This window comes from Mergibacter septicus (genome assembly GCF_003265225.1).
GTDB classification, from domain to species: domain Bacteria; phylum Pseudomonadota; class Gammaproteobacteria; order Enterobacterales; family Pasteurellaceae; genus Mergibacter; species Mergibacter septicus.
Map to the genome: position 1 here is coordinate 1,598,907 of NZ_CP022013.1, position 18,539 is coordinate 1,617,445.

The window sequence follows — 18,539 nt, forward strand, 5'->3', positions numbered from 1 at the left end:
TAAAAACGGAACTGAAAGATGTCTTATCTTACTTTTTATCGCAAATTATTACATTTACCTCTTTCAATTTTAGTTAAAACAAATTCAATTCCCAATAATCCTATCCAGGAATTAAATTTAGATATTACACAACCGATAATCTATGTTTTGCCTTACGCATCACAAGCTGATTTACTTATTTTTCAAAAAAATTGTCTTTCATTAGGCTTGCCTGATCCGCTTAAACCAAATGAAATTCAAGGTAAAACTTTACCTCGCTATGTTTTCTTAGAAGAAGGGCGGTGTTTATTTAAAACTAAAAATAGTAAAAAAGAAAGTGAAAAACTTTTTTACCAATATTTAGAACTACATCGCTTAGATCAAGAATTAAACGTACAAATTATTCCTGTATCCGTTTTATGGGGACGTGCACCCGGTTATGAAAATAAAACTGCTTTGCCTAAATTGAGAGTATTGAATACCGTACAAAAACTTTGGGCTATTTTATGGTTTGGACGGGATAATTTTGTGCGATTTTCACAAGCCGTTTCATTAAGGTATATGATCGAACACTATTCAAATGATCGCAAGCTTGCCGATAAACTGACCCGAGTGGCTCGTATTCATTTTTCTAAACAAAGACTATCGGCGACTGGACCTCGACTACCTAACCGCCAAGCAATGTTTAGTAAATTATTAAACTCTCCTGTGATCAAAACAGCCATTGAGGACGAAGCCAAAAGTAAAAAAATTAGCATCGAAAAAGCAACTGAAGAGGCCAGAAAAATTCTTAATGAAATCGCCGCCAACTCAAATTATAGTAGTTTGCGGATTGCAGATCGCTTCCTAAGATGGCTATGGAATAGACTTTACCAAGGGATTAACGTGCAACATGCCGATCGGGTACGCAAACTTGCACTTGAAGGGCATGAACTCGTTTATGTTCCTTGTCATCGTAGCCATATTGATTACTTACTCCTCTCTTATGTCCTCTATCACCAAGGTTTAGTCCCACCACATATTGCAGCGGGGATCAACCTTAACTTTTTCCCTGTGGGTGCTATCTTCCGTAGCTGGGGTGCCTTTTTTATTCGACGAACATTCAAAGGAAATCGACTCTATTCAACCATTTTTCGTGAATATCTGGCAGAACTTTTCCATCGTGGATATTCAGTAGAATTTTTTATTGAAGGGGGACGTTCTCGCACTGGACGTTTACTCACCCCTAAAACAGGGATGTTATCTATGACCTTACAAGCCTTACAACAAGGTTTAAATCGTCCTCTAAGTATTGTTCCTGTCTATATTGGTTATGAACATGTTCTTGAAGTTGATACCTATGCAAAAGAGTTACGTGGTGCTGAAAAAGAAAAAGAAAATGCTGGTTTAGTCTTACGTGTAATAAAAAAACTGCGTAATTTGGGAAAAGGCTATGTTAACTTTGGTGAGCCAATCACCTTAAATAGCTACCTAAATCAACATTACCCTGAATGGAAAATCGACCAAGAGCAAACGAAACCCGAGTGGTTTAATAATGCTATCAATGATCTATCCACTCAAATTATGACAAATATCAATAAAGCTGCTGCGGTGAATGCCCTTAATCTAACCGTAACCGCACTTCTTGCTTCTCGCCAAAGAGCATTATCACGTGAACAATTAATTAAACAACTTGATAGCTATCGTGAGCTCTTACAAAATGTGCCTTATTCAGAAGATGTTATTCTACCTGAAGAAAATGGCGAACAAATGTTAGAACATGTTCTCAATCTAACTCGTGTTGGTATTTTAGTTGAAAAAGACAATTTTGGCGAAATTATTCGTTTGCAACGACAACCTGCGGTATTAATGACTTATTATCGTAACAATATCCAACATCTATTTGTCTTACCATCATTAGTCGCATCAATCGTTCTGCACTATGAAGCAATGGAGATCAATCTAGTTATTGATTCTGTTAAGAAATTTTATCCTTTCTTACATAAGGAACTATTCTTACATATTCAACCTGAATTGCTTGATACTCATCTCCGTCAAATTATTACTGAACTTTGTCGCCAAGAATTGATCAAACGCCATGAAAATATGGTCAGTATTAATAAAAAACGTGTCCGTGGTTTGCAATTACTCTCCTCAAGTATCAGAGAGATTTTACAGCGTTATTATATCACCCTAACTTTATTGCAACTCCACCCAACCATTTCACGTACTACATTAGAAAAAGAGAGTCAATCTGTTGCACAACGCCTTTCTGTCTTACATGGCATTAATGCACCTGAATTTTTTGATAAAGCAGTATTCTCTGTCTTTATTAATAGTCTAAGAGAAAATGGGTATTTCGACCAAGACCTCAACGCTATCAAAGAAAAAATTGAGGAGCTTCAATCAATTTTAGAACGAGTTATTTCCTATGAAGTCATACTCACCATTCAAAGTGCAGCAGAAAAACAAGCTTCCAAAGAAAAATAATTTGTAGCAAAAAACCGTCTTCTAGACGGTTTTTTATTATTAGGAAAGCTAGACAGAACGATATTTTTTCCATAATCGTATTAACCGTTGGTAATTCTTAGAAACGTCAGTGATCAGTTGTTGATCATCAATTTCTCCTTTTAACCATTTTTCAGATGGTGAGGCAAAAATCGTTCTACCTACAGCAAACCCTTTTACCAATGGTATGTCTTTTGCGGCTGCAAACACGTTATCAAAAACCTCTTCAGGAGCATCTAAACCTAAAATTAAAATACCACGGCAATAGCTATCATTTTTTGCTATCACTTCACTCAAGGATAACCAACTAGCTTGAGTTAATCCCGGTAATTTCCACCAATCTGGCTTGATGCCTAATTGATAAAGATGGCTAATAATCTGACTATAATATTTCTCATCTTGTTCCATCTCTGCTGGCAAAATAATTTCTAGCAATAACTCATGCCCACTACGGCAACAAGTTTGATATACTTCTAGTAACTTCTGATCTTGTTGATGGCGTATAGTTTCATCATCGTTTGGGTGATAAAAAGATAAACATTTAACAACATGTTCTTTAGGCCAAGTAACCAACTGACTGCCTAAATCACCGTATTCTAATTCCAATGGGCGAGAAGAAGGTTTCTCAATAGGACGACCAATCCACCAATTTTTTCCTGTTATGTGGTTTAGCGTTGCTTGAGCATAAGTCGTATCAGCCAAAATACCACAATGCCCATTCTCAATATTTTCAATTTTAGCGGTTTGTTCAGCCGCTTGCAGTAATAACGCTTTTAAAGGTGAAAGACGTGCAAGATCCGCATGGCATTTTTTTGCAATTTCTTCTAATTGTTTACGATGATCAAAAGCAAAAATACACAAATTATCCCACTGTTTTTTTCTCGTTGTTACTCGATGTAAATGATTCAATCTTTCATCTAAATCAGGTCTAGGAACGCTTTCTGCTCGTGCAAGATAATCATCTAATTCAGCTTTTGTTGGCATTGCTGGTGCACAACCATGACGTGATACCACTAAGGCACCACAAGCATTCGCATAACGGCAAGCTTGTTCCCAGCCTTCACCATTTAAGTAACCACGTAACAATCCTGACATAAACGCATCACCTGCACCAAGGACATTCAACACAGCAACTTTCACACCATATACATTTACCCCACCATCTAAAGTATCAGGAATATCACCTTCAAATACTGAACACCCTAATGCTCCTCGTTTGCACACTAATACGGCATTCGTGAAAGTTCTAACCGTTTTCAATGCACTTAACGTGTCTGTCGAACCACCAGCAATATGAAACTCTTCTTCTGTTCCCACCAATACATCAAAATGGTGTAAAACTTCTTGAAGTGATTGAGTTACAATTGCAGAATCAATATAACGTGTTTCACCATCACCTAATGAAGTCAATCCCCACAACACAGGTCGATAGTCAATATCCAACACACGTTTCACTTGATTACGCCCTGCATATTCTAATGCGGTTAAAACTGTTTGACGGGTTTTAGGGTGAGAAAGGTGCGTTCCTGTAATGGCTAATGCTTTTGCTGAAGCAATATAAGCTTCACTAAAATCTTCTGGACTAATTGCCATATCCGCACAGTTTTCACGATAAAAAATAAGTGGGAAGGTTTCATCATCCTTAATCCCTAAAATTACTAAAGCGGTCAAACGTTCTTTATCGGTAATTAAATGACTGGTATCTACGCCAACGCTAGCTAATTCTTGTCGCAAAAAACGCCCCATATGCTCATCACCAACCCGTGCTAACATAGACGATTTTAATCCTTGAATAGCAGTACCATAGGCAACATTCCCAGAAGATCCACCGAGATATTTAGCAAAGGTTGTTTCATCTTCTAAATGAGAACCTATTTGTTGCCCATAGAGATCTACTGCTACCCTTCCAAGACAAATCAAATCTAATGATTTATTCATCACGCCTCCTATAAAGTCATAATCCTTATTCAATAATACCTACCTTTCATTTTAGAATAAATATTTCACTTTTATACTAAATTTAATCTTTTTTGTGATTTTAATCACAAAAATTTTATTTTATTCCACTAAAAATCCAATAAACAGCTATAAAAATAGTGAATAGAATATATTTTTTTATCAAATAAATTGATCCAGCTCGCAAAAATGAAATTTATATTTCAATTTTTATATCTCTGCTTTAATTTTTCAGTACAATATAAACAACGCCAATGAAGTCGAGGAATAAAGTATGAAAACGTTAAGATTGACTGTAGCACAAGCATTAGTGAAATTTTTAGACAATCAATATCTTGAAGTTGATGGACAAGAAATAAAATTTATCAAAGGAATTTTCGGTATCTTTGGTCATGGTAATGTACTTGGGTTAGGGCAAGCACTAGAACAAGATAGTGGTCAGTTAATCTTACATCAAGGGCGGAATGAACAAGGTATGGCGCATACTGCGATAGGCTTTGCCAAACAAAAATTACGTCAGCAAATCTATGCTTGTACCTCCTCAGTTGGTCCGGGTGCCGCAAATATGATTACAGCTGCAGCAACCGCAACCGCAAACCGAATCCCGTTGTTGCTCCTACCCGGTGATGTTTTTGCCACTCGTCAACCCGATCCTGTTCTACAACAAATTGAACAGCCATACGATCTTAATATTAGTACCAATGATGCTTTTAAAGCGGTGAGTAAATATTGGGATCGCATTAACCGACCTGAACAATTAATGTCTGCTTGTATTAATGCAATGCGAGTATTAACCGATCCTGCCGAAACAGGGGCGGTAACCTTATCTCTACCACAAGATGTCCAAGCGGAAGCTTATGATTATCCTGAAACTTTTTTCCAACATCGTGTTCATCGGTTAGAACGCATTGCAGCGACTGAGGCAATGTTAAACCAAGCAATTCAACTAATAAAGCTGAAGAAAAAACCTTTAATCATCTGTGGAGGTGGTGTGAAATATTCTGAAGCAGCAGAAGAATTAAAATGCTTTGCCGAAAGATTTCAAATTCCATTTGCCGAAACTCAAGCGGGTAAAAGTGCTATTATTGCGTCTCATCCACTTAATCTTGGTGGTATCGGAGAAACAGGCTGCCTTTCTGCTAATTTACTTGCAAAAGAAGCCGATTTAATCATCGGCATCGGAACACGTTATACCGATTTCACGACTTCATCTAAATGGATTTTTCAAAATCCTGACGTTTCGTTTTTAAATATCAATATCGCACGTTTTGATAGCTATAAATTGGATGGTGTCCAAATTACTGCTGATGCTAAAACTGTTTTACAACAACTCAATCAAGCAATAACCGAAAACGATTCTTACCAAAGTGAATGGCAACAACGCATTACAGAAGCGAAACAAGCTTTAACCCAAGAATTAGAGCGTATCTATAACATTAATTACACACCTCAAAACTTTATTCCTGAAATAAATGATGAATTAGATACCGCAAAAGTATTCGCTGAATTCCAGCAAATTACAGGTTCTTGCTTAACACAAACTCAAGTACTAGGTCTGCTTAATCAAACACTAGGTGAGCAAGATATTATTGTTGCCGCCGCAGGTAGCTTACCCGGAGATTTACAACGTACTTGGCAAGCAAAAGGAGTGAATACCTATCATCTAGAATATGGGTATTCTTGTATGGGATATGAAGTCAATGCAGCTTTAGGTGTCAAATTGGCGGAACCTGAAAAAGAAGTCTATTCCCTATTAGGCGATGGTTCTTATTTAATGTTGCACTCTGAATTAATTACCTCCATTCAAGAACGGAAAAAAATTAATATTATTCTCTTTGATAATATGGCCAATGGTTGTATCAATAATTTACAAATAGGGCATGGCATGGATAGTTTTTGTACGGAATTTCGTTTTAGAGATCCAAAAACCAATCTCCTAAATGGTGGATTAATACCAATGGATTTTGCCATGAACGCCGCCTCTTATGGCTGTAAAACCTATAAAGTCCGAACATTAGAACAATTAAAAAATGCTCTTACCGATGCAAAACATCAATCGGTTTCAACCTTAATAGATATTAAAGTATTACCAAAAACAATGGCTCACGGCTATGGTAGTTGGTGGCATGTTGGCGTTGCTGAAGTTTCTGAAAAAGAACGTGTTCGCCAAGCTTTTCAACGTACTCAATTACACATTCAACAAGCACGCTATTATTAACCAGTTTCCCTTACAATTATTTTCTCAAGGAGAAAAATATGAAAGCTGAAAATATAAAGCTAGGTATCGCACCTATCGGTTGGACTAATGATGATTTACCTGAACTAGGTAAAGAAAATACCTTCGAGCAATGTATCAGTGAAATGGCACTAGCAGGTTATCAAGGCTGTGAAGTAGGTAACAAATATCCACGAGATATTCAATTACTGAAACATCAATTAGATCTTCGTGGCATCCAAATTTGCAATGCTTGGTTTAGCACCTTTTTTGTTGATGGTAAGAAACAAGAAACAATAGATGCCTTTATTGAACATATGAATTTTCTACACCAAATGGGTGCTAAAGTAATAGGCTGTTCCGAACAAAGCCGTAGTATTCAAGGGTTAAATAAAGCAATTTTAAAAGAAAAAACTATTTTTAATGATCAAGAATGGCGATTACTGGCTGCAGGCTACAATGAATTAGCCCGTATTGCAGCAGAAAAGGGAATGAAAGTGTGTTTACATCACCATATGGGAACAGGGATTCAAACACCAGAAGAAATCGATCGATATATGGCTGAAGTGAATGAGAATGTTTATCTACTCTTTGATTCAGGGCATCTTTATTATTCAGAAGGCTCACAACAAGCGATGCTTGACGTTTTAGAAAAATATATCGATCGCATTATTCATGTTCATTTAAAAGACGTCCGTGACAACATTGTCGCCGAAGTAAGAGATAACAACTTGAGTTTTCTTGATGGCGTCAAAAAAGGTACATTTACAGTACCCGGTGATGGCGTTATTGATTTTAAACCTATTTTTGATTTATTAGATCAACATAACTATCAAGGCTGGATTGTAGTTGAAGCAGAACAAAATCCTGCTATTGCAAACCCATTTGAATATGCTGTTAAAGGTCGCCAATATATTAAACAAGTCGCTGGAGTCTAAAATGATCAAAGTAGGAATTATCGGAGCAGGTCGTATTGGGCGTGTTCATTCAGAAAGCATTCAAAAATATGTTAAAGGCGCTGAAGTTAAAGCGATTTCAGATATAAAAGTTACCACTGAATTACAAACATGGGCAAAAAATCTTGGTATTCTTCACATTTATGATGATTATCAACATATTCTGCAAGATCCTGAAATTGATGCTGTATTAGTCTGCTCATCAACCAATACTCACGCTCCAATCTCTATCCAAGCACTTCAAGCTGGAAAACATGTTTTTTGTGAAAAACCAATTGATGCTGATGTCAATAAAATTAAGTCCGTTCTGACTGAAGTAGAAAAATCTGGTTTAAAATTCCAAGTCGGATTTAATCGACGCTTTGATCACAATTTCAAAGCCATTAAACAACAAGTCTTAGCGGGTAAAATTGGGATACCACATATTATTAAAGTTACTTCAAGAGATCCTGATGCACCACCAATTGACTATGTTAAAGTTTCAGGTGGTATGTTCTTTGATATGACAATTCATGATTTTGATATGATTCGATATTTATCAGGTAGCGATGTTACTGAAGTTTTTGCTGTCGGTAGCGTATTGGTTGATCCAGAAATTGGTAAAGCGGGAGATATAGATACTGCCGTGATTACATTAAAACTGGCTAATGGAGCTATTGGTGTTATTGATAATAGTCGTAAAGCGGTTTATGGTTATGATCAACGTGCTGAAGTTTTCGGTTCTAAAGGTGCAATCCACATTAATAATGATACCCCTTCAACAGCTATTTTTTCAGGAGAAGATGGTATTATCGCTGAAAAACCAAAATATTTCTTTCTTGAACGTTATATGCAATCTTTTGCAGATGAAATTTCATCTTTTGTTGATGCAATCATTAATGATCGCCCAACATTAGTCAGTGGTGATGATGGCTTACAACCCGTCTTAATCGCTCTCGCAGCTCAACGTTCAATGCAACAACAACGCCCTGTTAGCTTAAATGAAATCAAGGCGGAATATAACCTCTAATTTTCTACACCTTTCAGTTTTCACCTGAAAGGTGTAAAACAATTCAGATTGTTGCTTGCTATTTTTAGTTATACGGTAAATAATAGTTCTGATTTTAACAACATTTATTTTATCTCAGTCAATTACCTAAGTAATTGAAAAATAAATTTAATGAATGAAATAAACTACAATAGACACTTACCTATTGTGGTTTCTTTTCGTTTTCAAAAGAAGGAGAAAAGCTAATGCAACAAATTCCAATGACTGTGCGTGGTGCCGCCCAATTAAGAGAAGAACTTGATTTTCTAAAAAATGTCCGTCGCCCTGAAATTATCAAAGCGATTGCTGAAGCAAGAGAACACGGTGATTTAAAAGAAAATGCTGAATACCATGCAGCTCGTGAACAACAAGGTTTCTGTGAAGGTCGCATTCAAGAAATTGAAGGAAAATTAGCAAACTGCCAAATTATTGATGTCACCAAAATTCCAAATAACGGTAAAGTTATTTTTGGCGCAACCGTTGTTCTAGTTAATGCTGATACCGAAGAAGAAACCCGTTATACCATTGTTGGTGATGATGAAGCAGATATCAAACAAGGGCTAATTTCTGTTAACTCACCAATTGCAAGAGGGCTTATCGGTAAAGAAGTTGATGATAATGTTATTATTACCACCCCGGGTGGAAAAGTTGAGTTTGATATTATTGCGGTAGAATATTGCTAATATCCTAAATCTAATTAATAAAGTGTCTGTATGGCACTTTATTTTATCAAATCTTTTTCCTTTAAATTCGATAAATACCACTCTACTGTTTTCTTTAAACCTGTTGCAAAATTCTCTCTAGGTTTCCAACCTAATTCTCTTTCAATTTTTTGGGTACTCAGTACATATTTAAAGTCATGCCCGGGACGATCTTCAACATGTTTAATCAACTGTTGGTACTGCTTAATTTTTCCTTGTTTTAATGGAACGAATTCATCTAATAAAGCACAAATCATCTTTACTACTTCTATATTTGTTTTAGGGCTATTTCCCCCAATATTATAAGTTTCACCTATTTTGCCTTTTGTCAGTACTGTATATAAAGCAATAGCATGATCTTCTACATATAGCCAATCTCGAATTTGCAATCCACTACCATATATAGGCAAATCTTTTCCTTCCAATGCTCTTGTAATCATCAAAGGAATTAACTTTTCTGTATTTTGATATGGTCCATAATTATTTGAACTATTAGTAATAATAATGGGTAAACCATAAGTTCTACCCCATGCCCTAACTAAATGATCGCTTGAGGCTTTAGAGGCTGAATAAGGACTTGAAGGTGCATAAGCTGTTTTTTCAGTAAATTTTTCTAAACAATCAGATAAATCACCATAAACTTCATCCGTTGAAATATGATGAAATCGAAACTGTTCTTTTTTCTTTTTCTCTAATTTTTGCCAATAATGACGGCTAACCTCCAATAAATGGTAAGTTCCAATAATATTAGTTTGTATAAATAATGTAGGATCATCAATCGATCTATCTACATGGCTTTCTGCCGCTAAATTCATAATTAAATCGGGTTGATATTGCTCAAACACCCTCTCTAATTCATAACGATCGCAAATATCTACCAATTCAAACCGATATTTAGGATGATTCTCAACCGAAGTTAATGTACGTAAATTACCAGCATAAGTTAATTTATCGACATTAACTACTTCATATTGCGTTTGCATAATAAGATACCGAATGACAGCTGAACCTATGAATCCTGCTCCTCCAGTTACTAATATTTTCACTTTTATTTCCCTATTAGATAAATAAAATAACAATAATAAAAAAGGCTTAACTATAAAAAATAGTAAGCCTTTATTTACAATATATAATTCGTTAAATCAAGCCAACCACCCCGCTTGGTAGATAATAAATAAGCCTGTAAAAGCGGTTAGGTAGAATAAACCAATTAACGATAGCCATAATAATCCGCCCTTGACTTTATGTTTGCCATTTAAGACTAATAATAAATTCAACGCACCAAAAATAGGTGTGGTGACAAAAGATGCTATCATTGCGAATCTTAACATTGGGCCTAAAGCATTATTAAAGAAGAAAATAACACTAATACCACCAATTGTAGCAAATAACATCGCTAAATTAAGGTAACTTAAGCGAGTAGATTTTCTATTTAAAATCAAACGTATACTTTCAACATTTGTTCTAGAATAACCATCTACAACAGTAATTGTTGTGCCAAACATACACATAAATGCAATAAAGGCAATTAGTACTCTCGCCCATTCGCCAATGGTTGAGGAATACATACCAATTAATTGAGCAACATATTTACCACCAACTAATTCAACCTTAATCCCAGATCCATATTGCACTAATGCTCCTAATGCGAGAAAAACTAATGCTAAAATAGCGGTACCGATATAACCAACATTAAAATCAAAAATTCCATCTTTATATGAAATAGGAGTTAAACGGCGCTTTGCCACCACCCACATTGAATTTATAGCTGAAATCTCAATTGGTGCAGGCATCCAGCCCATTAAAGCAACAATAAAACCTAATGAAGCTAAACTCCAAGGTGTTGCACTAATATAATCAGGTGGTGCAACAGCGCCTCTTGATGCTGCAATAACTACGGCGGTTACAGTTGCAATAGTAAGTGAAAGCATCACCACTTTTGATAAAGAATCTAATACACGATATTTTCCGAAGAGTAAAATTGCTAAACTTATCCCTAACACGAGTAAACTTAAAGTTGGGATAGGCACAGCAAAAGGTAGTACAAAAGATAAAATAACCGCAGATAATAGAGCGACAGCAGCTGTATTCACCACAGTAGCAAATAAATTTAAAATAAAGAAAATCCAAAGATACCCTTTCCCTTTTTTGAGGTAACCTTCGAGTAAGGTATGTCCACTATCTAAAGTATATTGTGCCCCAAAACGGAAAAAAGGGTATTTAAAGAGATTCGCTAAAATAATAATAATCGCTAATTGCCAACCATAAATTGCACCAGCCTGTGTTGAGGCAATTAAATGTGATCCACCCACAGCAGCAGAAGCCATTAAAATGCCGGGACCTAATGCCTTAAATTTACTTTTCCAGTTGCTCTGCTCCACTGGGGAGGTTGCACTATTTTCTATTATTGGTGTGTTGCTCTTCATTTACTTCTCCTGATTTTCAATTAACCTTAAAATACACCACTCAATTGACGAGTGTTAAGCATTCTAATCAGATTTGATTACGTATTCAAACTTTCAGTTTAAATCCAATGTTTAAAAATCACTTTTAAAACAACAACTTAAAATCCAAGTATGTTAATTCTAATTTTATTTAATTTCGTATATTTTTAATTTAAAGTATTTTTATCTGAATAAATAGGATTTTTTCAGATATTACTCTAATTTAAAGCAACTCTATGCTATTTCATCTATCCCTAGAAAATCTTTTTTATTTTGGATTGTTATTGCTTAATTTTTCATATTTATGAATAAAAAATAACATAATTGGAATAACTAATAACAAAGCAAGCACACCTATAATCATTAGGTTCCAACCATAATTTCGCCAAAGAGGAATAACATAAAAACCAATAAAACTTGCTCCTAGATAATAAAATGAAAGATAAAGTGCCGATGCTAATGCTCTTGCTTGCGTAGCCTTACGACTTACCCAACCACTCGCTAAAGCGTGGGTTGTAAAAAAGCCAATACTGCAAACTAGCAATCCAACAATCATTAAGGATAACCAAGTGGAAAACAGTAATAAAACACCGATTACAAGCACTGCCCAACCATAAAACATTCCTCTTAGTGGTGAAAAACGGCGAGTTAATTTTCCAGTTAAACTAGCTGACAATGTTCCACTCAAATAACACAAAAAAAGTAAAGAAATTTGTGTGGTGGATAAATTCCACGGGGCGTGTTGCAAACGTAAGCCTATCACTGTAAAAAGGTTAACAAACACACCGAAACAGACCGCACCTATACAAAATGTTGGGAATATTACTAAGTTACGAATATTACTACAAAGATTAGCTCTCAAGGTCGTGATAGTGAGAGGGTGAGATTTAAAATATCTTTCTGTTGGTAAATAAAACCAAGCAATAACCACACCAATAAAAGTTACTATTCCACAAAATAACATCGGTGCATTTAAACCAAAGTATTCTGCTAAAACACCACCTATTAAGCGTCCTGAAATTCCACCTAATGAATTAGCGGCAATATATGTACCTACTGCACCAGCTATTGATTTAGATTCAAATTCTTCTGTTATATAAGCAACAGCGACTGAGGGCAAGCCAGCTAATGCAACTCCTTGAATAATTCGCCCTAAAATCCAAGCAAATACTGAATCGACAAAAAACATCAATATTGCGATCAATGAGGAACATAATAAGCTGATCAAAATAATCTTACGCCGACCAAAACGATCTGATAATAATGCCCAAGGAATCAGAGAACAACTCAACCCTAAAGATCCTCCTGCAAAAATCCAATTAGCTGTAGAAATTGATACTTGATAATACTCAGAAAATACAGAAAGTATCGGTTGTACCGCATAAAGATTACAGAAAATTAAAAATGAAGAAATTGCTAATACTAAAGTCGCAAAATAATATTCTCGGGAACGAAATAAGATCATTGTGTTTACTCAAAAATTAATTATTTTTTATCATAAAACAATTATCATAAAGCAAGTAAGAAAAAGATAACAAATAAAATTTTAGGATAATCTACTTTATTTTCACTTTCGTTCCCTCTATATTTTGTCAGATAATTTACTGATCAGATTTCGCAAAAGCAGGTATTTTATGTTATTAACCATACTATATATTATCGGGATCACTGCCGAAGCAATTACTGGAGCTTTAGCGGCAGGACGTGAGAAAATGGATATTTTTGGTGTCATTATTATTGCCTCAATGACGGCAATTGGTGGTGGCTCGGTAAGAGATGTTTTACTCGGTCATTACCCTCTTGGCTGGGTAAAACACCCTGAATATCTTCTCATTGTGACTAGTGCGGCAATACTCACGGTTTTTATCGCTCCATTAATGCGATACCTTAAAACAGTTTTTTTGGTTCTTGATGCCTTAGGGTTAATTGTCTTTTCAATTATTGGTGCACAAGTTGCCTTAGATATGGGACACGGTTTTATCATCGCTTGTGTTGCTGCTGTTATCACTGGGGCATTCGGTGGGGTATTGCGTGATCTGTTATGTAATCGTATTCCCTTAGTATTTCAAAAAGAACTGTATGCCAGTGTTGCTTTTTCGGCTACCTGTGTTTACATCAGTGCACAATATTTGGGTATGTCACATAATATTGCGGTTCTTACCACTTTGGGGATAGGTTTTAGTTTTCGCCTACTCGCCATTCGATTTAAGCTAAGTTTGCCTGTCTTTGATTATCAAGAAGAAAAATATACTCATTTTCGTTGGCTAGAAAAATTACCTAGTAGAAAAAAATAATAAATAAAAAGTGCGATAATATCGCACTTTTTATTTATATTCTGAAATAGCTATGCTTAACCTAAAATCTCAACTAATTTTTGGCTAACCGCTTCAACACTTTGAGTACCATCTAAACGGTGGTATTTAGTCTTACCTAATTCAGCTTCTTTACGATAATATTCAACAAGTGGTTTTGTTGTTGAATGGTAAACTTTCAAACGATCTAATACGGTTTCTGCTTTATCATCTGCACGAATAATCAGATCTTCCCCAGTTTCATCATCTTTTCCTTCAACTTTAGGTGGATTATACACAATATGATAAGTACGACCTGAAGCTGGATGAACTCTACGACCACTCATACGTTCAACGATGATCTCATCTGGTACATCAAATTCTAAGACAAAATCAATAGCAATGCCTGCAGCTTTTAAGGCATCTGCTTGTGGTAAAGTACGTGGGAAGCCATCTAATAAAAAACCATTTTTACAATCTGCTTGAGAAACTCGATCTTTTACAAGTGCAATAATTAAGTCATCTGGCACTAATTGCCCTGCATCCATTAAACCTTTTGCTTTTTGCCCTAATTCAGAACCTGATTTAATCGCTGCTCTCAACATATCACCCGTTGAAATTTGTGGAATACCATACTTATTCATCATAAATTGTGCTTGTGTACCTTTACCAGCACCGGGTGCTCCCAAAAGAATAATTTTCATTAAAAAAACCTCTGTAAATAAAATTAAATAAAGTAAAACTGTATAAAATACCTTGTTAAAGAAATAAACTCAAGTTTAACCCTTCTCAGTTATGTTTTTCACAACTTTTCATTCCAAGGTGCAACCTTTAATAATAGTAACATTCCCGGAATAGCTAGGAAAAAACAGAGCCAATAGAAATGGTAATACCCCATATTATCAACTAAAACACCAGCAGATGAACCTAATAATGTTCTTGGTAACGCGGTTAAACTGGTAAAAAGTGCAAACTGTGTTGCGGTATATAATGGATTAGTTTCTCGAGTAATAAACGCAACAAAAGCGGTAGTGCCTAAGCCTACACCAATATACTCTCCAGCTAAAACCCCCGCTAAAGCCATTAATTCAAAGGTACCGATCTGCCCAAACTTGCCAAAGTGCGAAAGCCATACAAAACCTAAAATTGTCGTGATCTGAACAAAACCAAAAAGCCACAATGCTCGATTAATACCAATTCTGAGCATAATAATGCCGCCAATCACGCTTGAAATTAATAAAGGCCATAAGGTGGCATTTTTTGCAACTAACGCAATATCCGTACTGCTATATCCCATATCAACATAAAATGGTGTCATCAAAGTAGTTGCCATCGCATCACCTAATTTATATAAACATAAAAAAGCTAATACCAATAACATTTCTGTTTTTCCTTTACGTTGATAATACTCCATAAATGGGTTGATAATAGTATCTTTTAATGTTTTCGGTGTACCGATTGGCTGTGGCTTTTCAAAAAAGAGCATTAAAGTTGCGAAAATTCCAGGCAACATAAATAAAGCAGTGATGATAAAAACGGACGACCACGCATAGTAACCACTTAAGAAAATGGATAGAGAGCCCGGAATTAATCCTGATAAGCGGTAAGCATTCACATAGATTGAATTACCTAATCCCATTTCATTATCATCTAGAATTTCTCGGCGATAGGCATCTAAAACGATATCTTGTGTTGCCGAAAAAAAGGCAAGCATTACAGCTAATACTGCAATTAAGGTAATATTCTGTTGAGGATTTAAACCTGAAAAAGCAATTATACCAATAAAGATCAATAACTGAGCGACAATAATCCAACCTCTTCGTCTTCCCAACCAAGGAATACTAAAACGATCAAATAATGGTGCCCAAACAAATTTCCAAGTGTAAGGAAAACCAATTAAAGTGAACAATCCTATTGTTGCCAGATCAACCTGTTCTTTACGTAACCAGTAGGGCAAAAATGTGAATAAAACATAAAGAGGCAATCCTGAACTAAAGCCTATAAAAATACAGATTAACATTTTTCGACTAAAAATCTGTCGTATTACCCCTGAAGTTAGCATACTCACTCCTTATATCCGTTTGGATTATTTTTCTGCCAATGCCAAGTATCTCTCATCATTTGTGTAAGATCTCGTTCAGTTTTCCAACCTAACTGCTGTAACGCTTTTGTCGGATCAGAATAGCAAATTGCAATATCTCCAGCCCGACGATCAACTACTTGATAAGGGATCTCAATCTGGTTAGCTTTTTCAAACGCTTTTAGCATATCTAACACGGAATATCCTTTTCCAGTCCCAAGATTGTAAATATATAGCCCTGCTTGATCTTGGTGTTTTTCTAATGCTTTTAAATGCCCAATTGCTAAATCGACAACATGGATATAATCTCTTACCCCCGTGCCATCATGAGTAGGGTAATCACTACCAAAAACAGATAATTTAGCTAATTTTCCGATTGCAACTTGGCTAATATAAGGGAGCAAATTATTAGGAATACCATTTGGATCTTCACCGATTAAACCACTTTCATGAGCACCAACTGGATTAAAATAACGCAAGATTGTTGCACTAAAACCTTTATCCGCTTTAGTCATATCCATTAAGATCTGTTCAACCATTAACTTAGATGTGCCATAAGGATTTGTTGTACCACCCACCTTACAAGTTTCAGTAATAGGTACAGATTCAGGATCACCATATACCGTTGCCGAAGAGCTAAAAACAAAATTCGATACACCTGCTTTTCGCATTTCTTCTAACAATGTAAGAGAACCTGTAACATTATTTTGATAATACGCAAGTGGTTTATTAACACTTTCCCCCACTGCTTTTAACCCAGCAAAATGGATCACAGCTTGGATTTTATGTTGTGTAAAAATCCGTTGTAATAATTCTCGATCTAAAATATCACCTTGGTAGAAAATGACCTCCCTACCAGTAATTTGTTTCACTCTCTCTAATGACTTAGCAGATGAATTACTTAAATTATCTAATACGATAACCTTTTTACCACTATTTAACAGTTCCACTACAGTATGAGAACCGATATAACCCGCTCCACCTGTTACCAATACAGTCATTATTTCTTCCTCTCTTAGATCTTCAGCTCTTTTCCTAAAAAGTTACATTCTTTAAACCATAACTTACTAACAAGGCTTGAATATGTTCCATTTTTTCTTTCGTTGGTGGTTTGACCCTTTCCAACTCATATTTCAATCCCATTTCTTCCCATTTATGCTTGCCTAACTGATGATAGGGTAATAATTCTACTTTCTCGATATTTTTCATATTCTGAATAAATTCACCTAACAAATGAATGGAGTGATCATCATCAGTATAACCGGGGACAACAACATAACGAATCCAAGTTTTTTGTTGTCTTTTTTCAAGATATTTTGCAAATTCAAGGGTTCGCTTATTAGGAACTCCTATTAAATTTTGGTGGATACTGTCATCTAACTCTTTTAAATCCAGTAAAACTAGATCTGTAACATCAAGTAATTCATCAATAACATTATCATAATGACGTACAAAGCCATTTGTATCTAAACAGGTATTAATCCCTTCTTTTTTACAAGCTCGAAACCAATCTCTCACAAATTCTGCTTGTAGAATAGCTTCTCCGCCAGAAGCAGTTACACCACCACCCGAAGCATTCATAAAATGTCGATAAGTGACAACTTCTTTCATAACTTCTTCAACTGTTATCTCTCGTCCACCATGCAAATCCCAAGTATCTCGATTATGACAATACTTACAACGCATCAAACAACCTTGCATAAAAAGAATAAAACGAATTCCGGGACCATCCACCGTTCCACAAGATTCAAATGAATGAATTCTGCCAATTACAGACATACACTAACAGCCTTTTAAATTAAATTGAGAATAGAAAATTTAAGGCAATGATTTTACCTGAAATGGAATTAAAAAACGAATAGAAAGCTGAATTTTGAATTTTGATTATAGAAAAGATCTATTTGAGTAACACTACCTGTGGATAAAACTGTGAATACTTTTTTAAGTCTCCGTTAGTATTTTTCAAAAAATGAATCATTTCATATTGATTTTATTGCAATTTTTTATTTTGAAATTATCATTTACACTAAAATATTACCATTTATTCTCAGTGGATAAAAAAACTCTAAAATGAATAAGTTTTCAACAGAAAAAATATCTATAGTCAATTAAATGGAAAAAGCAATACTGAATTTTTATCCAGCCTCTAAGTTATCCAAGATTTCTGTGGATAAATGTGTGATTGAATTTAAGGATAACTGGGTATAAACCTATTTTGTAGTTTTTATATACAGTACATTTTTTATAAAAATTTATATAAAACAATAGTTTAATTAAAGAAAATAATGCCATATAAAGCTTAAAATTTTTTCTACAGCAATTGTCTATTTTTACAGCAACTTAGCTATTTTCCTATTTAACAAGCCTAATTTGAAAAGTTAGCGTAAAATATCCGTTATACTT

General features: G+C 35.2%; 14 protein-coding genes. 6 read left to right on the forward strand and 8 right to left on the reverse strand.

Features of this window, described 5'->3' with window-relative positions; genetic code table 11:
* The first annotated feature begins 18 nt into the window (after positions 1 to 18).
* On the forward strand, positions 19 to 2,448 hold the full coding sequence (gene plsB / locus CEP47_RS07525) for a glycerol-3-phosphate 1-O-acyltransferase PlsB (protein ID WP_261920220.1): 2,430 nt from the start codon (positions 19 to 21) through the stop codon (positions 2,446 to 2,448).
* A 48-nt stretch (positions 2,449 to 2,496) separates the two neighbouring features.
* On the opposite strand, the gene CEP47_RS07530 is transcribed toward plsB, so the two are convergent.
* A complete protein-coding gene (locus CEP47_RS07530; protein WP_261920219.1) occupies positions 2,497 to 4,404 on the reverse strand; it encodes a bifunctional 5-dehydro-2-deoxygluconokinase/5-dehydro-2-deoxyphosphogluconate aldolase in 1,908 nt (635 codons plus the stop codon).
* A 292-nt stretch (positions 4,405 to 4,696) separates the two neighbouring features.
* Here CEP47_RS07530 and iolD point away from each other — a divergent pair, with 292 nt between their 5' ends.
* From iolD to greA, 4 genes are all read left to right on the forward strand, one after another.
* The gene (gene iolD / locus CEP47_RS07535; RefSeq protein ID WP_261920218.1) at positions 4,697 to 6,640 is read left to right on the forward strand and encodes a 3D-(3,5/4)-trihydroxycyclohexane-1,2-dione acylhydrolase (decyclizing); all 1,944 of its coding nucleotides are present in this window, start codon (positions 4,697 to 4,699) and stop codon (positions 6,638 to 6,640) included.
* Between the two features lie 38 nt (positions 6,641 to 6,678).
* Positions 6,679 to 7,575: a myo-inosose-2 dehydratase gene (gene iolE / locus CEP47_RS07540; protein ID WP_261920217.1), complete on the forward strand. Its 897-nt coding sequence runs from the start codon at positions 6,679 to 6,681 to the stop codon at positions 7,573 to 7,575.
* 1 nt (position 7,576) lies between these two features.
* Positions 7,577 to 8,602: an inositol 2-dehydrogenase gene (gene iolG, locus CEP47_RS07545; protein WP_261920216.1), complete on the forward strand. Its 1,026-nt coding sequence runs from the start codon at positions 7,577 to 7,579 to the stop codon at positions 8,600 to 8,602.
* Positions 8,603 to 8,826: 224 nt separating this feature from the next.
* On the forward strand, positions 8,827 to 9,303 hold the full coding sequence (gene greA / locus CEP47_RS07550) for a transcription elongation factor GreA (protein ID WP_261920215.1): 477 nt from the start codon (positions 8,827 to 8,829) through the stop codon (positions 9,301 to 9,303).
* Between the two features lie 38 nt (positions 9,304 to 9,341).
* On the opposite strand, the gene rfbB is transcribed toward greA, so the two are convergent.
* The 3 genes from rfbB to CEP47_RS07565 form a co-directional block, all read right to left on the reverse strand.
* The gene (gene rfbB / locus CEP47_RS07555; protein ID WP_261921042.1) at positions 9,342 to 10,373 is read right to left on the reverse strand and encodes a dTDP-glucose 4,6-dehydratase; all 1,032 of its coding nucleotides are present in this window, start codon (positions 10,371 to 10,373) and stop codon (positions 9,342 to 9,344) included.
* 90 nt (positions 10,374 to 10,463) lie between these two features.
* Positions 10,464 to 11,747: an NRAMP family divalent metal transporter gene (locus CEP47_RS07560; RefSeq protein ID WP_261920214.1), complete on the reverse strand. Its 1,284-nt coding sequence runs from the start codon at positions 11,745 to 11,747 to the stop codon at positions 10,464 to 10,466.
* 286 nt (positions 11,748 to 12,033) lie between these two features.
* Positions 12,034 to 13,230: an MFS transporter gene (locus CEP47_RS07565; RefSeq protein WP_261920213.1), complete on the reverse strand. Its 1,197-nt coding sequence runs from the start codon at positions 13,228 to 13,230 to the stop codon at positions 12,034 to 12,036.
* A 169-nt stretch (positions 13,231 to 13,399) separates the two neighbouring features.
* On the opposite strand from CEP47_RS07565, the gene CEP47_RS07570 reads away from it, so the two are divergent.
* Positions 13,400 to 14,059: a trimeric intracellular cation channel family protein gene (locus CEP47_RS07570; protein ID WP_261920212.1), complete on the forward strand. Its 660-nt coding sequence runs from the start codon at positions 13,400 to 13,402 to the stop codon at positions 14,057 to 14,059.
* Positions 14,060 to 14,115: 56 nt separating this feature from the next.
* On the opposite strand, the gene adk is transcribed toward CEP47_RS07570, so the two are convergent.
* The 4 genes from adk to pflA all read right to left on the reverse strand — a co-directional run bounded on the left by adk (position 14,116) and on the right by pflA (position 17,915).
* Positions 14,116 to 14,760 carry an adenylate kinase gene (gene adk / locus CEP47_RS07575; RefSeq protein ID WP_261920211.1) on the reverse strand — a complete coding sequence of 215 codons (645 nt, stop codon included), beginning with the start codon at positions 14,758 to 14,760 and terminating at the stop codon, positions 14,116 to 14,118.
* A 98-nt stretch (positions 14,761 to 14,858) separates the two neighbouring features.
* Positions 14,859 to 16,118 (reverse strand): AmpG family muropeptide MFS transporter, encoded by a 1,260-nt coding sequence (locus tag CEP47_RS07580; RefSeq protein ID WP_261920210.1) that lies wholly within the window; start codon positions 16,116 to 16,118, stop codon positions 14,859 to 14,861.
* 2 nt (positions 16,119 to 16,120) lie between these two features.
* On the reverse strand, positions 16,121 to 17,137 hold the full coding sequence (gene galE / locus CEP47_RS07585) for a UDP-glucose 4-epimerase GalE (RefSeq protein ID WP_261920209.1): 1,017 nt from the start codon (positions 17,135 to 17,137) through the stop codon (positions 16,121 to 16,123).
* Between the two features lie 34 nt (positions 17,138 to 17,171).
* On the reverse strand, positions 17,172 to 17,915 hold the full coding sequence (gene pflA / locus CEP47_RS07590; RefSeq protein WP_261920208.1) for a pyruvate formate lyase 1-activating protein: 744 nt from the start codon (positions 17,913 to 17,915) through the stop codon (positions 17,172 to 17,174).
* Positions 17,916 to 18,539 lie beyond the last annotated feature (624 nt).

What these genes read in the sequence shown, in the direction of transcription:
- CEP47_RS07560 (WP_261920214.1), bottom strand. Translation starts at nt 11,747, where the DNA reads ATGAAGAGCAACACACCAATAATAGAAAATAGTGCAACCTCCCCAGTG.
- CEP47_RS07580 (WP_261920210.1), bottom strand. Translation starts at nt 16,118, where the DNA reads ATGCTAACTTCAGGGGTAATACGACAGATTTTTAGTCGAAAAATGTTA.
- galE (WP_261920209.1), bottom strand. Translation starts at nt 17,137, where the DNA reads ATGACTGTATTGGTAACAGGTGGAGCGGGTTATATCGGTTCTCATACT.
- pflA (WP_261920208.1), bottom strand. Translation starts at nt 17,915, where the DNA reads ATGTCTGTAATTGGCAGAATTCATTCATTTGAATCTTGTGGAACGGTG.
- CEP47_RS07570 (WP_261920212.1), top strand. Translation starts at nt 13,400, where the DNA reads ATGTTATTAACCATACTATATATTATCGGGATCACTGCCGAAGCAATT.
- greA (WP_261920215.1), top strand. Translation starts at nt 8,827, where the DNA reads ATGCAACAAATTCCAATGACTGTGCGTGGTGCCGCCCAATTAAGAGAA.
- iolE (WP_261920217.1), top strand. Translation starts at nt 6,679, where the DNA reads ATGAAAGCTGAAAATATAAAGCTAGGTATCGCACCTATCGGTTGGACT.
- CEP47_RS07565 (WP_261920213.1), bottom strand. Translation starts at nt 13,230, where the DNA reads ATGATCTTATTTCGTTCCCGAGAATATTATTTTGCGACTTTAGTATTA.
- adk (WP_261920211.1), bottom strand. Translation starts at nt 14,760, where the DNA reads ATGAAAATTATTCTTTTGGGAGCACCCGGTGCTGGTAAAGGTACACAA.
- iolG (WP_261920216.1), top strand. Translation starts at nt 7,577, where the DNA reads ATGATCAAAGTAGGAATTATCGGAGCAGGTCGTATTGGGCGTGTTCAT.
- iolD (WP_261920218.1), top strand. Translation starts at nt 4,697, where the DNA reads ATGAAAACGTTAAGATTGACTGTAGCACAAGCATTAGTGAAATTTTTA.
- CEP47_RS07530 (WP_261920219.1), bottom strand. Translation starts at nt 4,404, where the DNA reads ATGAATAAATCATTAGATTTGATTTGTCTTGGAAGGGTAGCAGTAGAT.
- plsB (WP_261920220.1), top strand. Translation starts at nt 19, where the DNA reads ATGTCTTATCTTACTTTTTATCGCAAATTATTACATTTACCTCTTTCA.